Raw genomic sequence first — 16,745 nt, 5'->3', positions numbered from 1 at the left:
TACAAAATACTTCAGCTTTTTTACATAAAAAATTCCTCGTGAGTAATTCTATATACAAGCAAACCGACTGAAAACCTTTTGTCAGCGCACAATAAAGCTTCTCCAAAACTTTCTAGCGTTTTTATAACAACAGCTTTAAGCAATAAATATCCTTGTAAAATATTCGCTTCTAGCACTTTAAAACGAAAATACTTATCAAGCTCAGTCTTTTGAAATCCATCGTCACTGGATTGCACTTTCTGTTTTAAAAGCGCTTCTCGGACTAATCTTCAAACGATAAACAACAAAATATAATATTCGTTTTGTTATTTACAATAATAACATAATGATATAAAAGCTGATTGGGTACTTGCGCCATCAGGGGAATGAAGTAAGCATCAAAGCATACCAAATACTAAAGGCATCTCTATGTGTAAGAAATATATTTATAAGAAAAATTTTTTGTTATGTACAATTGCTGGAACTTTCATTTTTTCTCATTTCGCTCCAACGCATGCAAATATACAACCTTCTGAGATACCTACAGTCCAAGTGACTAATGGAGAAGAGAAGGACCTTAATAACGTTTTTGTTCGTGGTAAGTATGATGCTGTTGTTGCTAAAAAAGGTCATGTTACCATTACAGATTCAATCATACACTCAGGCTTTACTTTGCTTTCTGCAACATCAGGGGGGCAAATTAATGCTAAAGGGATTATAGGGAGAGCAGAAGAGCGTGGTTTATCACTCACAAACGGCACAATCCATGTTGAAGATTCAATCATAAACGTCATAGGTCACAGTAAAATCTATGGGATAAATTTTGGTTATATTCTAAGCTCCACGATACAAGAAGGAGAAGAAGTTATAAACAAAGCCATTCTTAATAACACAAAACTGCTTGTAAAGGATGGTGTAGGTATTTTCGGACCTTATTATTCCAAAGCTGTTGCAAATGCGGTGTACCTTAAAAACTCAGAAATTCGTTCTGATATGTTATTAAAAAATGAAGGCTCCCCCTTCACTGAGATTCAACCTACCACTTTTACGTTAGATGCTGATAACTCGATTATGGAAGGAAGAGCGAAAACACTTCCTCAAAATACCACAGTTTTCACCCTAAATAATAATAGCAAGTGGCATTTAAAAATTAGTCTATTTGAGTTAGAAAATAGTTTTAGTCTATTTAATTACAAGCTTCTTGATCTTAAGCAACGCGCACAATCCGTCGTTTCAGTTCTAAACCTTAATAATAGCTCTATCATATTTGATGCCCCACATGATTTAGTGGAAAATCATTATCAAACCTTGCATGTAGGAAGATACCCACAAAAAACAGAGCAAAACAGAAGTTCCGATGCAGCGGCAGTTTACAATGCAACGGGTAACGCAAGGATTTACTTTAATACCAAATGGAGTAACGGTCTTCCAAAAGAGCAACAAAAAACGGACCGTGTTCTCGTCCACGGAAATGTCTCAGGCACCACAACGGTCCATTTCAACAATCTTTCAAAGCACGCAGAATCATTCGATAATGAAAAAGCAAAAGATTCAATTCCTTTGAATGGACGTGGTCTCTCACTCATTCAAGTTTCTGGACAAGCCAATGAAGATTCCTTCAAACTTGCCCATGGTTACACCACAATGGGAGGCTTACCTTATAAATATATACTCAATGGCTATGGACCAACATCCAGCCTTGGGAAAGCGGATAGAACACAAAGTCATTTAAGCGAAACATCACAAGAATCAAGAGAAAAAGATGTGCAAAATACCAATGCATTATCCCTTGGAAAAGAAAACAACGGACACGCTTCCTTGGAAGAAAATAAGAATTTCTGGGATTTCCGCTTGCAAAGTGCAACTCTCGATGATGAAGGAAAAATCAAAGCTCTTGTTCCCCAAGTAGCAAGCTATTTGGTCATGCCTAACGCGATATTCTCCTCTGGATTGGCCGACATAAGCAATCAAAATACACTGTTAAATAATATGCACTCAACAGTTTTTGGATTAGAAGGTCATAAAAAGAGAGGCATCTTCTTATCAACGTATGGCAACAAAGTGACGTTATCTTCCAATCGTAGTCCATTGGAATATGGTTATGGTGCGGATGTTTGCTATGCTGCTTTACAAGCAGGCATGACATTAGCAACGCTAGAAAATCAAAACTTAACTGCAAATTTTGGTCTTTTAGGCACCTATGGAAAGCTCGCTTTTACGCCAAAGGATATGGAAGGTTCTGACAAAAGCATACTGGATAAATGGTCCTTTACGGTCTATGGGAACCTCCACCATGACAATGGTCCCTATATTAATGCATCACTCTCTTATGGCGTTTTAAACGGACATATCACAACAGCCCTTATTGGCAACACCACAGAGTTAAAGAATACAGATATATTGAATATATCGGCAACCGTTGGACAAAAACTAGCAACCGGAGTTGAAGGATTGTCCTTTGAACCACAAGCACAACTAATTTATCAACGTATTGCATTTGGTACGCTTTCAGATATCGATGACTTCCAGGTTAATATAAAGACCCCCCATCAATGGTTGGTCAGTATTGGAGGACGTTTAACAAAAACAATACTGCCTATTAAAAATGATCGTGTTCTTTCTTTTTATGGTAAATTGAACGTCATAAAGGCTTTTGGTGAAAAAAGCACAATCGATATTATTGAACCTTTCCGTCTCGATTCTATGGGCTCTTCTCTTGAAGGTGGGTTTGGCGTTAACGCGCAGCTTTCCAAAAATATTGCTCTTCATGCTGACGTTAATTACCAACATAGACTCCAAAAAGCTGGGTTTTCTGGAATTAATTTTTCCGGTGGAATGCGTTATCGCTTTTAGAAATCTTAGCTTTCACTTTTGACACATAAGCAGCGCTGGAATGTAAGCAGTGCTGCTTATATTTTACACATTACAAAAAAAACGTAATGTGTAAAAGAGTAGTTCATTTTTTATCAAAACAAAGAAAATATCTTAAGGAACGTCTCTATGCATAAGAATTTTTTGTTATGTACAGCCGCTTGTGCTTTGTTTTTTTCTTCTTTTACCTTCACATCGATCAGTACCGCCTCTGGCCTAAGTCCTGAAACACGCCACGCCCTTGAAGGAATGATCAAATTACCAGAACAATATCGCTATGCCATTGATGTAATGAGCACGCCAACACAGACAGAAAAAAATCTTGAAAAGATAGCTTCTGACGCCATGAGGGAAGATCATTCACACTTCAAAAAAGCACATCAAAATTCTATGGATAGTGTAAGAGAGAAGATGAATAGCTCTTTTTCAAGCGCCGATCGTTATGGATTTGCTACGCATTCTGAAACATTAAAGCGTGAAATGGATACTATACATGTCCAAGCTATGACAAACCAATATCCTCAAAATACACAATCTATAGTGAGTGCCAACACACAACTTAACCAAGTGAGAATAAAACGGAGTGCCTTACAAGGACAAAACAATACTGCGACAAAGGTTTTACCCAATACATTACATAAAGAGAATAAGCGCTCTGTGATTGATTCCAGCACAACCCCAAAACGCGCCAGTGATAAATTATCGGCTGATGCCGTTTCACAACACAAGGACAATTCATCCTTAAGAACAGATCGTGGAAATACGCAGCTTGAGATAAATAAAAATACCCAATCTGTTATTGATCTGAAAACAAATACAGCTTCCTCAGCACCAAAAACGGCTCTTAACACATCCGCAGAATCTCATGTGAAATTGCCCACAAAGATTGAGAACAGCCCCATCGCTCATACTGAGAGCACGTCTCAATTTACAGCTGATAAAGCAACCGCACCTTCTTCTTCTCTTGATGGGGCAGAAAATGTCAAAACCCTTACACCGCAAATAGAAAACTCTTTCGTCATGCCTATTGCAATGTTTGCTGTTGGGGTTGCTGATGCTAACAATCAAAATATCTTGTTAGATAATATGCAAATAACAATGTTTGAACCCAAAGAGTATCAAGAGAGAAGTATTTTCTTATCCACTTATGGCAATAAGAACACATTTTTCTCCCGCATTCATCCAAAACAAGAGGGGACTCCAACAGAACAAGAGGGTACTCCAACAGAACAACAGAGCACTCCAGCAGAACAACAGGTAGAGCAAAATGACGTTCAATTAGAACAAGAAAGTGTTAAAGCAGAACAAGGGAGCATTCATGCAGATATTCGCTATGCCGCATTGCAAGCAGGAGCAATATTAATTGCGCGAGAAGGTCAAAATATCAACACTCATTTTGGTTTTTTTGGAACATATGGAAAATTGTCTTTTGCTCCTAAAAATGCAGAAAGCTCTCATAAGAAGATGTTTGATAAATGGTCACTCACCGCCTATGGAAACATTCAACATGACAGTGGCAGCTATGCAAGTGGCTTTCTCTCTTATGGAATTTTAAAAGAAAATATGCGCAAAGATTTCATCGAAGATACCCCCCAAATAAAGAATAGTAAAATCTTAGGGGCAGCTGCAACGGTTGGTCAAAAACTATCCACCGGTTTCGAGGGTGTCATCCTAGAGCCGCAAGCACAAATTGTTTATCAGCGTCTCATACTTGGATCTCCCTCAGATAACATCTCTTCCTCAGCTGACAGCTCTTCTTCAAATGACGATAGCTTTAAAATCAATATAAGCAAGCCTGATCAATGGTTGCTGCGTATTGGCGGGCGTTTAACACAAAACAAAGGCCATGTTCTTTCCTTCTATGGCAAACTGAACATGATCAAAACTTTTAGTAAAAATTTTAAACTTGCTGCTATGGGATCTTTAGTCGAAGGTGGTTTTGGTATTCAAGCGCACTTATCGCCAAATATCGAGCTTCATAGTGATCTGAGCTATCAACATAAATTCAAAAAAGTTGGCATTTCTGGAATAAATATTTCTGCAGGAATGCGCTATCACTTTTAAAAATACTTGTATTCTATCTTGAAATATAAAGTACTCTCATTATGTTTCGTTTTGTCTCTTACAAAAGAGACATAATGAGGTCAAAATTTTATATTTTATGAGAAGGGGAAATATTTAGGAATACATTCATATGAAAAAAAGCTTCTTACTCTACACCGTTTCTGGATTTCTATTTTATTCTTCAACCAGCTTGTCTTATGCTCTTGAGCCCACTCTTGGTGTGTATCCTCCACCCCCGTCAGAAGGTTATGACCTAAATAGGATGCCTCCAGTTTCTTTTAAGCGTAAAGTAGTAGATACATCCAGAGTTTTTGATCCATATGATAATAATTCACCTGATGGATTTGGAAGAACTTATCCACCTCAACCTTCCTCTCCATCTTCAATACCTAGCTCACCTACGTCCCCTACCACATCTGGCCCCACAACAATAACGACTCCTCCTACAGCGGTTGGACCTACGACACCTCCTTCTACCAGCCCTGTAACTCCTACACATACTGTAACGCCCCCAACGCCAAGTGGAGCAAATTCAAGAAGCGGTACAGGCTCTAATGAAGGAACGACACGTTCTTCAACGCAACTCACACCGCCTGTAAAAGCTACAGACTCTAGAACTTCTACAGGCTCTTCTGAAGCTAAAACAATTACAAAACCTGAAACGCCTTCTAAAAGCACAGAGACGTCTAAGGATTCTTCTCAAAACTCTAAAGAAAAAGCGCCATCCTCAAATGGAGCCACTGGAAACGCAGGTTCTTCCTCGAGTCAAAGGTCTGAGCATGCCCAAGAAAATACACAACCATCAACGACTAAAGCAATAGAAGGTGTACAATCTAGCCCTGAAGCCACACAAGGCACGCCTATCACACAATCTCCAACGAGGAAAGAAACTCCAACAACAGAAACTGCAACGACAAAGGTGGTTCAAGCAACAGGAACAGCTTCAACAACAGACGTAGCCAAATCGAGAAGGCGTTCAGGTGTCTCCGAATCTCCTACAGATTCTTCTAGTGAAGAAACAGCACCTAATTCTACTGTAGCTTTACAGCCAGAAGCGGTACAAACTTCATCTGATTTACAGTCAACATCTGAAACTCCAAAATCAGAAACAAAGGTGTCAGCAACATCTGCACAATCAACACCCACGCAAACTGAAACTACACAAGAAGTACCTGCAAACTCTGCCCCCACAGGACCGGAGTCTGAAAAATCAGCACCAGAAGTATCATCCAGTCCTAAAGAGGTAGAACCTACGAGACCAACAGCAGAGCAATCACCGGCGCCTAAAGGATCAGAGCTTCCATCAATATCTTTAAGACCAGCAGCTGAAAAATCAGAATCTGTACAACCAATATCCCCCATACAGCCTGAAAAGCCTGCACAAAGCGGGAACATAAGTGCTAACATTGAGGCTAAAAACGGTGCAACTGTCACACTACATAACAAAAAGATTCAAGACAAATGGAGTGCTTTAGATGCAGAGGGGAAGAATTCAAAAATCGAAATGAATGGGGGAAGCGTTGATGCTGGTTTTATTGCACTCAGTGTATCAAATGGTGGAGAAATTGAAGCCACAGATATTACGGTGACAGCAGAAACAGCTGCTTTGGTTAACATAGAAGGGACAATCAATCTTACAGATTCAAGCATCCATGTCACAGGGAAATCTGAAGCGAATGGTATTATTTTCCGCAATAATCTCTATCGTGCCCCTCAAAAGCGACGTCCACGCAATGCAGAAAGAAATGCCAACACCATTCAAGAACAAGATATTACCGGTAAAGTAAATCTAGAGAATACAAGGCTTTTCGTTGAAAACGGTACAGGTATCAGTCTTTATGGAACAAACACAAGTGGTGAAGTCAGCCTTAAAAACTCAGAAATTCATGCAGATATTTTATCAAAAAATATAAAAAACGGAAGCGGAGCCACAAACACCTTTACTCTAGTTGCGGACCACTCTTCTTTAGAAGGTCGCGTCAGAACTTCTAGAGATAATAGAACAAGTTTTGACCTAAAAGAAGGGACGAAATGGCTCTTAAAGCCCAATAAGAATACTGCAAATAATGATCGTATCTCAGAGGATGATACTATTTCGTATGACTATAGACAGTTTGGTCTTGATGAAAAATCATTCTCTAATCTTTCTGTATTGCGCCTTACCAACAGTGCCATTATGTTTGACAAGCCTATGGGAGGACATTACCAAACTTTATTTATAGGTCCTCAACTTCCCAAAGAAGATGGAACAGCGCATACAGCAGCAGTTTATCATGCAACAGGTGTTGCAGAGATTTATGTCAACACGCAATGGAACCAACATTCTCCTGTCACAGAACAACAAACCGATCGCGTCGTGATTAATGGTGATGTATCAGGGAATACTATTGTTCACATCAATCTGCAAGAAACAGATAAAACGATAACCGATGATTCTGTTGTTTGGGGAGAGCAGATGACGCCTCTTCCTTTAGGGACACATGGAGTTTCAATCATTCAAGTTTCCGGACAAGCAAACGAAAATTCCTTTACGCTCGCCCGAAACTATATGACTATCGGTGGACAACCTTATAAATATGTGCTCAAAGGCTATAAACCTGGAACATCTCATGAAAGTCAAAGTCTTTTTGGCAAGAGTAGTAATTTCTGGGATTTCCGTTTACAAAATGCCTACATTGATAAGGATAAAAAAGTCCGAGCGCTTTTACCACAGGTGGCAAACTATTTAACCCTACCTAATACTTTATTTTCTTCTGGATTTGCTGATGTAAACAACCAAAACAGGTTGTTAGATGCAATACGAACAACAGTCTTTGGCGCCGCAGATCATAAACAGCATAATCTCTTTTTCTCCTCCTACGGCGAGAAAGTCACCTTATCCTCCAACCGTGGCCCCCTGCGCTATGGTTATGATGCTGATGTGAACTATAAAGCTTTGCAATTGGGGGTTATATTAACCACCTCGGAAAGCAAAGACATAAGCGCACATTTTGGTCTTTTAGGAACATACGGAAAACTTGCCTTTACACCAAAAGAGATGCAAGATTCTGAAAAGACAACTCTTGATAAATGGTCCCTCGCCGCTTATAGCACCATCGAGCATAGCAATGGTCTATATCTTAACTCGCTTCTTTCTTACGGAAGGTTAAAAGGAAATGTTACCACAGCTCTTGTTGGGAATGCTGCAAAATTGGATGGAACTGAAATCCTTAATCTCTCTGCAACCATTGGTCAGAAATTAGCAACCAGCATAAAAGGGCTAGTCTTTGAACCACAAGCGCAATTGATTTATCAAAATCTCATGTTTGATATTTTCTCAGATGCCAATGGCTTAAAAGTAGACATGGGCAATCCGCGTCAATGGTTGATCCGTTTTGGTGGACGTTTAACAAAAACGATAACAGCTGTTGAAGAAAGCAAGGCTGTTTCCTTCTATGGTAAAATGAATGTGATCAGAACTTTTGGTGATGGAAAAACAATAAAAATTGCGGATACCTTTGATCTTGATCCTACGGGTTCTTCAATTGAGGGAGGCATGGGTGTGAATGCCTATCTTTCTCAAAAGATCGTGCTAAACGCCGACATTAGCTATCGGCAAAAACTGCAAAAAACCGGTGTATCGGGAACCAATATTTCTGGTGGAATAAGGTATCATTTTTAAAGCAAAAGCACTTTTAACTTCAATAAAATAAAAAGCAGCACAGTGTGCTGCTTTTTATTTAAACGTCTATTTTTAAAAATTCTCAAAAGCCGTTATTTTATCAAAAAACATATTGATTTATAATACTTTTTTACCAATCAAATAAAAAAACTAGAAAGCTTAGCATTCTCTCATGTCCAAACTGCTCATTTTGAAGCAATCAAAACGCTTTGCTTGTGCATCACAAGCCGAGAAAACTTCGATGCAGTAAAACGGTAGAAAAAAAGCATGCCTCTTTATGAACCACAACAAAAAGCAATACAGGAAATTGGCAAAGTGAATCATACGACCCGCTTACTCCTTTGCTATGCATAAAAAGAGCAGTTTTTGTACCATTCTTTTGTACCACTCATGAGAGGTTTTATAGACTTCACGAAGCGCCCTATCCCTTTTCATGAACACTATTATGAAATAAGTATGCGTATTGAGAAAAATCTCCTTAAAACAAGCATATGAACGGACAATAACAAATCTATTCTATTTTGGGTATGTTATTTTGTATGAAGCGTATCCGCTCATAAAAGCTCTACCCTATTATTATAATATCTCAACCGCAGCAAAAGGATAAAACAAGTCATTTTGGTTATTGATTAAGAATAGCACCGTAGGAGAGGCTTTAAACTTAACAACCAAATTTTTCCTTTGTGAAAAGCACGTCTGAGAACATGAGTTGAGTGAAAGCATCTTAAAAAGATTGAACGGCAAACAGTCTTTCCTTCAATAAATCTACCCGTTTTCAGAAAAACGATTTTTATTGCCAAGCTTTTAAAATTACTTTACGAATAAAAAGGTGTTTTGGTCGCATACGTGGCAATCAAGAGGAAAGACAAATTCAAAACCTCAAACCATAAAATTATCCCACTTTGCGGGTATCTCGGAATTCCGGGAGATTTTGCACTGTCCAAGTGCTTCCCAGCACTAAAAGCAAAATGCTGATTAAGCTCAGTACTTTTAGACTCCCGGAATACTAGATGCGGGGGCGCTCGCACTAGGCGGGGACAAATGCAAACTCAAAATCTTAATATTGCCAAGCTCCTAAAATTACTTTACGAATAAAAAGGTGTTTTGGTCGCATACGCAACGATCAAGTGGACCTTGAAAACCTGAAAACTCAAACATGAATTTATCCTACTTTGTGGGTATCCCGGAATTCCGGGAGATTTTGCACTGTCCAGGTGCTCGACGCACTAAAAGCAAAAAGGCTGATTTAGCTTTAGTTTTAGACTCCCGGAATACTCATGCGAGGGCGCTCGCAACCGGCGGAGCAAATGCAATCTCAAAATCTTAATATTGATCTTTTTGTCGGCAAAAAACTCATTGGCAAAGAAAAATGCCCTGCATCAGTTTCTAAACACTATCCAATGCACAAAATAAGTTATCCGCTTGTAAAATATTATCCTCCGGATATGGAAAGATCATAGGATCAAAAGAGCGATGCCTTCTTTAATTACATGAGAAAACACCGCCTTTGGTTAAAAAAGCTATTTTTTATTGTAAATTCCCTAAAATTACTTTATCAATTAAAAGGTGTTTTGGTCGCATACGCAACGACCAATAGGGCTCTAAAACCCGAAAGCTAAAATAAAAATTTACTCCGCTTTGCGGATATCCCGGAATTCCGGGAGATTTTGCACTGTCCAGGTGCTTCCCAGCACTAAAAGCAAAATGCTGATTTAGCTTCAGTTTTAGACTCCCGGAATACCAATGCGAGGGCGCTCGCAACCGGAGGGGCAAATGCAATCCCAAAATCTTAATATTGATCTTTTTGTCGGCAAAAAAATTCGCTTGAAGCGAAAAATGTTGGGAATGTCTCAAAAAACATTAGGAGATGCTTTAGGGGTAAGTTTTCAACAAATTCAAAAGTATGAAAAAGGCTTAAATCGTGTGAGCGCTGGGCGATTAAAGGAAATCTCCGATATCCTAAAAGTTCCGGTTTCCTTTTTTTATGCGGATATTATCACAAAAGAAAACACCCCATACCATCATGAAGAAATCGCATCAAGCAAAGAGGAATTTTTGCTTTTAAAAAGTTTTAGAATTCTGACATCAGCCAAACAGAAAGCCATTTTAAAATTAATTTCTGATCAAAATTAAAATATTTTAAATGATCTTTATCCTTTAATTTGCTTTCTATTCTAAGAATAAACCACTGCAATTTATAAACAATTTGGCTTCTTAATTTAGCAAGTTCCGCTTAATTGACTTCCACGATATGCAACACGATATTTTCTCTTCATAAGCCTTCATGCCGCTTCATAAATACTTCTGAAAATATCTTAAAATACACCATAGCGAGAGCACTCTTGTTTGTCCTTCACTTCCTCCTCAGATCTGTAAACAATCCAATTTCTCCTCAAGAGGGGTCTCACTGTTGATCACTCCTATCAATCCATCTTCTAAATATCTCTGCACCCATCATTCTATTAAAATAACACATTGATTTATCGTCATAAATCATCTTTTCCAACTTTAAGACCAAATAGTGTAAGGGTTCTCTCATCACCGCCCTTCTCCTATGGATAAATCAATCAAAATCACTTGTTTTCCCATCACAAGCAAAGGTGGTATATAAATAAAACAAGATGAAAAATACTCTAAGAATCTCAAGTGTCAAAAGCTGTCGCAACATTGGAAAATGATAAAGTAACGTTGCTGAAAAATATGGCAATGCCAACTTGCTTCTTTATAGGGATGAGAGTGTTCTGGAGATTTTATATTATTTCCATGAAAGCTTTATACCTTCATGGATACCATCTCGCCACAGACCGACATCACAAAATAGGCACTCTTACAAAATGGATGTGCAAGCCTTGAGAAATATTTCTTTACAATAAGCGCCTACATTGGAAACAATAAATCTATTCTTTTAGAAGCGTTCTGTTTTGCATGAGAAGCGTGATCCCATTAAAAACGCAAATAAATATAAAAAACATGAAAAAATGTATGATCTTCACTCTTTAAAAGACAGTGCTTTAAATTCCTTTAAAAGCTGTAAAGCAAAAAGATGATAGTAAAAATATCACCTTTACAATTTTATAATTCTCTACCAATGAAGCTCCCTCTCCTTTTCAAATACGAATCCCAACAGAGAGACGCGTACTCCAATCTGGCATACAAAAACGACAACAGAAGAGAAAATACTAAACCCGCCTCTTTATCTCAAACATAGAGCTTGCAGTGACTAACCGCTTCATATCACCATACTTTAAAGGAAACGGTTGTAAGGCATCACGGGACGATCTTAATATTCCTCTTATCCCCTTCCCTAAACGAAAAAATGAAGTGCCTACCAACCCACTCTGTAAACAATCCGCTATAAGCAATCCGTCTTCTCTTAAAACCGCTTCACTTGGCTCACCACCACACAGGTGTGCGGGTCACATCACCACACTTCAAACGACAGAGCTTCATAAAATTTACAAGCAATATTCACTAAAGACTCTCAAAAGTACTTAATGAGGAAAACTTTACATCACCATACTTTTTACATCACAACACTTTAAAGGAGACTGTTGCATAAGGCATCACGGGACGGTCTTAATATTCTCTTGCCGCCTTCCCCAAACGAAAAAATGAAGTACCTACCAACCCACTCTGTAAAACAATGTTCTGTAAACAATCCGCTATAAGCAATCCACCTTCTCTTAAAACCGCTTCACTTGGCTCACCACCACACAGGTGTGCGCATCACATCACCAAACTTCAAACGACAGAGCTTCATAAAATTTACAAGCAATATTCACTAAAGACTCTCAAAAGTACTTAATGAGGAAAACTTTACATCACCATACTTTTTACATCACCATACTTTTTACATCACAACACTTTAAAGGAGACTGTTGCATAAGGCATCACGGGACGGTCTTAATATTCTCTTGCCGCCTTCCCCAAACGAAAAAATGAAGTACCTACCAACCCACTCTGTAAAACAATGTTCTGTAAACAATCCGCTATAAGCAATCCACCTTCTCTTAAAACCGCTTCACTTGGCTCGCCACCATACAGGTGTGCGGGTCACATCACCACACTTCAAACAGCAGAGCTTCATAAAATTTACAAGCAATATTCACTAAAGACTCTAAAAAGTACTTAATAAGGAAAACTTTACATCACCATACTTTTTACATCACAACACTTTAAAGGAGACTGTTGTATAAGGCATCACGGGACGGTCTTAATATTCTCTTGCCGCCTTCCCCAAACGAAAAAATGAAGTGCCTACCAACCCACTCTGTAAAACAATGTTCTATAAACAATCCACCTTCTCTTAAAGCCGCTTTACTTGGCTCGCCACCATACAGGTGTGCGCATCACATCACCTTAAAAGAAACTGGAGACTCTGTTTTACAGAACAGCAAAATGATAATTTTAAGCCCCAAACGCGCTTAAAACATGGAAACTCAACAAACACGCTTTTTATTCAAATCACTGCCCTACCTCATCATTATAATCGCGTAGAACAGCCGATATGAATGAAGTTTAGATTATTCTTCTAATTCCTTTGCAAGTCCAGAAAGCTGCATAGCTTGCGAAAGATCATTGACTGCATTTAAATGTGTTTGAAGTAGTTCACTATTACGCTGTAATTTTTTTTGTAAATCAGACAGCAAACTTTCAACTTCATGCTCAATATCTTGATTCATGTAGCGTCTCACATCGCTCATCGATTTATTAAGATCACGCAAACCACGTATTTTACATAAATTTATTTCTTCGTAATCTGGAATACCACTGCTTTCTAGCATATTGCTTTCATAATCAACCACTTGGGCTAAACCTTTCACAGCAGCGACAAATTTTGTCATCGCCCAATCACGATCAATAAGATTATTATCAAGAGCTTTTGCTTTTGCTGCAAAACTATCATCACCATATTGCACTACAGACATTTTTATTTCCCCTTCAATTATATTGTTCAATCTTGCTTTCAAATGAGGGAGATTAAACAGTTTTCCTTCAATGCTGATACACCCAATCGCGCTCGTGACGTGAACATTTCTCAGACAACAGCACGACAATCCTTCAAAGTGCGTACCACTTCAACTTTCAACGTATTCTCTGAAATATTTTCTTGTTTTGCTCCAAAATCATTCTTGCTACTATACGCATTCACCAAAACGCTATAAACTTAAACCTCTGCGCAACAACATCGAAACTTCCAAGCTTCCTCTGTCTATTTTGCTTGCTTATTTTTCTCTGCTTATTTTATCTTTATCCGCTTTACCACCACCAAGCCCTCAACAGAAAACAACAATCCTCTGACGATACCCTTGGCAATAAAAAACACCTGCCAGCAAAAATTCGCAGCATATAGAGATTTAAGCCTATTAAAAACTTCAGCATTTCACCGATAGCAGCATTTTACCCTCCATAACTTTACAGCTTTTCCAGCACCCAAATCTGCACACTCTCTGGTGCCATAAGATAGCACCCTACAAGATTAGTTTGCTTCCATTCAAAAGACACACCCCCACCCCAAACTCTTTCTGCATACACGCAGTATTCTGCACAACACATAAAGAGAACGCTCTTTTGAACAGATCAGCCATATAGCACTCTTAAAAAAGACATCTTAAAGTAGCTAAATAGCCACCCATCTTCCTTTTTCAATTATCATTTCGCTTTTCTTTGCAGTGAGCGACTATATAAGATTTTTTGAACCTTTTCAAGCGTTTCTTAACCCATCCGTTCGAGACGCCTTCAATCACATCTTCACACGCTTGTTTGAAAAACAACAATTTCTTAAAAGGCACCCGAACCCATTGCGCACAAGTCCATTTCGCACCGGAATCCATGAAATGGATAAAATCCATTGAGCCACCACCTCTTTACGCTTTATAAAAGAATAAGCCACCACCACACACTCAGCCCCCAATATTACCCCCTTAGCACTTGAAACGATTCATGAGAGGTATAATGCCTTTCTTGTACAGTTTCACGGCATACGGCTCTCTCTGCTTGTAATGTTCAAGAAACATAGCTTTGGTTGATTGAATATAAAAAGATTTAAAATGAGAGAATCTTTTGGTATTCAAGACTCTCATTCAAGCTGAAGAACGCTAGATTATTCTTATAAATAAAAATACTATCAATGAAAAACGCTTCGCTCCCCCCCATGACTCTTTGCAAAATTTTTCCCTCATCTTCCTGTCGATTATTTCACGGACAGCATACAATCCACTCTTAATATCGCAGCTTTACAGACACCTTAGCCTAAAAACATCGTTTATAATAAAGACCCAATTTCGACGACATCTCTCTTTTTACCCTTACCCCTTAAAATAAAGAAAAGATTTTAAGCTTGCCGAATATAGTGTATCCGCATATATTACAAGCTGTAACATATTGTTACTTATAAAATCACTTCCAAGAGAACAGAAAGAGGTTCTTATGGCTGATCTCATAAAAGCCGCGATGCTTTATTCAACCTTGATCATTACCCTCAACGCTTTTGTTGTGTTTTTAGCGCTCATCATAGAGGTATATTAAGCATAATCTCTTAGTTTTTCGTAATCTATGCAAATAAACACTGTGAATTTTCCACAAGGTCAAAGTAAAATTTTAGCTCTCTCGATCAACCACCTCCCAATTTCAAACATCTCTTGCAACTCTTTTGGTGTTAACCTCTCCTTTTTATTTGCATTTTTAACCATCAATTTTTGTCTTTTCACGCTCCTTCACACTTCCCTTGAAGCCCAACATCATCCCCACCTTAAAGGACAGAGTTTTCGACCAGATCCAAGCTGTAAACAATTTATCTTCTTATCAAGCATCTTACCGAGCCGATTTTACTTAATTTCCTCCCTCAAGGCATATCACACCCCTAAAGGAAAATATTGAAGCTTATGCTAAAAAGCACCACCATCTTGACCTCTATGAGAAAGTAAGCCGCACCATCATACACTCTACCCCCCTCATGGTGCAACGCCCCTTGGCTCTTAAGAATACGTTTATAAGAAGCATTTGTATCCCTTTCTTAATCGTTTTTTATTCGCAAGAGAACACTTTCATTTTTGACGTACAAAAAACATGGGGTTGCGTAACTTAACCGAGAACAGATTTGAAATAAGAGAATTCTACGCGTATCGGGGACTCATTCAATATGAAAAACAACGAACACTCTTTACACATCAAAGCATTGTCCGAAGAATATTGACCAAACACTCAAGAATAAAAAAGAACACATGTATAAAATTTTACATGGGCTCCACCACCACTCAAAACGATAATACTACGGCAAAATTATAATAACAAACCCCAAGAAAAAGGCATACAAACTTGAAAGAAAAAAACAGGGAAGGCAGTCACCCTCTTACAGCATCCGGCAAAGCCATTCTAGCAACACTGGCTCACACTCTAATTGATGTGATAATATTCTCCAATAAAAAGCGGTTTTTTAAAAATAGTTTAAGAAAAATATTTGACTATAAAACGATAATAAGTCCATTCAGAATGATTTTTCCCTTTCTTAAAAACAGAAAAAAATAAATTCCAAACAGATATTTCCACCCAATTTTTTCAAAATTAACCGTAAAAGCTTAAAGCCATTCTTCGTGTGATAAAATATTGATGTGTATTAAACACCCCAGCATAGATTGAATCTCATATTTCATCATGCATGCAACCAAAGCATTAAAAAATCAGCGTATAATTTGAAAAAATGAGCCGCAACACGCGGCTGCTCCTTCCGGTGCAACAGTACTACAATTAAAAGCACTTTTTAGCTGAACAGATGACAATATGTCATCTGTTCCACAACGAGTACAAATCGTAAAAGATTAGCTCTTAAAGTCAAAAGCACCCCAAAAGTTAGGAACAAAAATCCAAAAAACGGAATAAAATCAATAACGGTCCCATCCCTTATTGAGATAATAACTTATCTGAATTTTATTTTTTAATGAAAGCCAAAAAGAAATTCCATATATGCTTGTTTAACGTTTCGACAATTTTTAGATTTCTCTCTGGCAGATTCCTCCATCTTTTCACATTTCATTCCCCATTCTTGCATCAATTTTTCATCTTTCTTGAAATCTTCTACGCTATAAGTCTTTTCGCAACCAGCAACAAAAACTCCAGTACAAAGCAGCAATGCTGTAAGTATGACTTTATTCATCAATAAATTCCCCTTCTT

The 16,745-nt window shown here is 38.2% G+C and carries 6 protein-coding genes; 4 read left to right on the top strand and 2 right to left on the bottom strand.

Annotated features, from left to right (window positions below; all coding sequences use genetic code 11):
• Positions 1–408 precede the first annotated feature (408 nt).
• From FJG96_RS00330 to FJG96_RS00315, 4 genes are all read left to right on the top strand, one after another.
• A complete protein-coding gene (locus FJG96_RS00330) occupies positions 409–2,832 on the top strand; it encodes an autotransporter outer membrane beta-barrel domain-containing protein (protein WP_139412276.1) in 2,424 nt (807 codons plus the stop codon).
• A 147-nt stretch (positions 2,833–2,979) separates the two neighbouring features.
• Positions 2,980–4,914 (top strand): autotransporter outer membrane beta-barrel domain-containing protein, encoded by a 1,935-nt coding sequence (locus FJG96_RS00325; protein WP_139412275.1) that lies wholly within the window; start codon positions 2,980–2,982, stop codon positions 4,912–4,914.
• A 130-nt stretch (positions 4,915–5,044) separates the two neighbouring features.
• The gene (locus FJG96_RS00320) at positions 5,045–8,575 is read left to right on the top strand and encodes an autotransporter outer membrane beta-barrel domain-containing protein (protein WP_139412274.1); all 3,531 of its coding nucleotides are present in this window, start codon (positions 5,045–5,047) and stop codon (positions 8,573–8,575) included.
• A gap of 1,773 nt (positions 8,576–10,348) precedes the next feature.
• Positions 10,349–10,708 carry a helix-turn-helix domain-containing protein gene (locus FJG96_RS00315; protein WP_139412273.1) on the top strand — a complete coding sequence of 120 codons (360 nt, stop codon included), beginning with the start codon at positions 10,349–10,351 and terminating at the stop codon, positions 10,706–10,708.
• 2,390 nt (positions 10,709–13,098) lie between these two features.
• On the opposite strand, the gene FJG96_RS00310 is transcribed toward FJG96_RS00315, so the two are convergent.
• A complete protein-coding gene (locus FJG96_RS00310) occupies positions 13,099–13,503 on the bottom strand; it encodes a hypothetical protein (RefSeq protein WP_005774841.1) in 405 nt (134 codons plus the stop codon).
• 3,005 nt (positions 13,504–16,508) lie between these two features.
• On the bottom strand, positions 16,509–16,727 hold the full coding sequence (locus FJG96_RS00300) for an EexN family lipoprotein (RefSeq protein ID WP_139412272.1): 219 nt from the start codon (positions 16,725–16,727) through the stop codon (positions 16,509–16,511).
• Positions 16,728–16,745: the final 18 nt, after the last annotated feature.

Source organism: Bartonella mastomydis (genome assembly GCF_900185775.1).
Lineage (GTDB): Bacteria > Pseudomonadota > Alphaproteobacteria > Rhizobiales > Rhizobiaceae > Bartonella > Bartonella elizabethae.
This window is presented reverse-complemented; position numbering and strand designations above follow the sequence as displayed.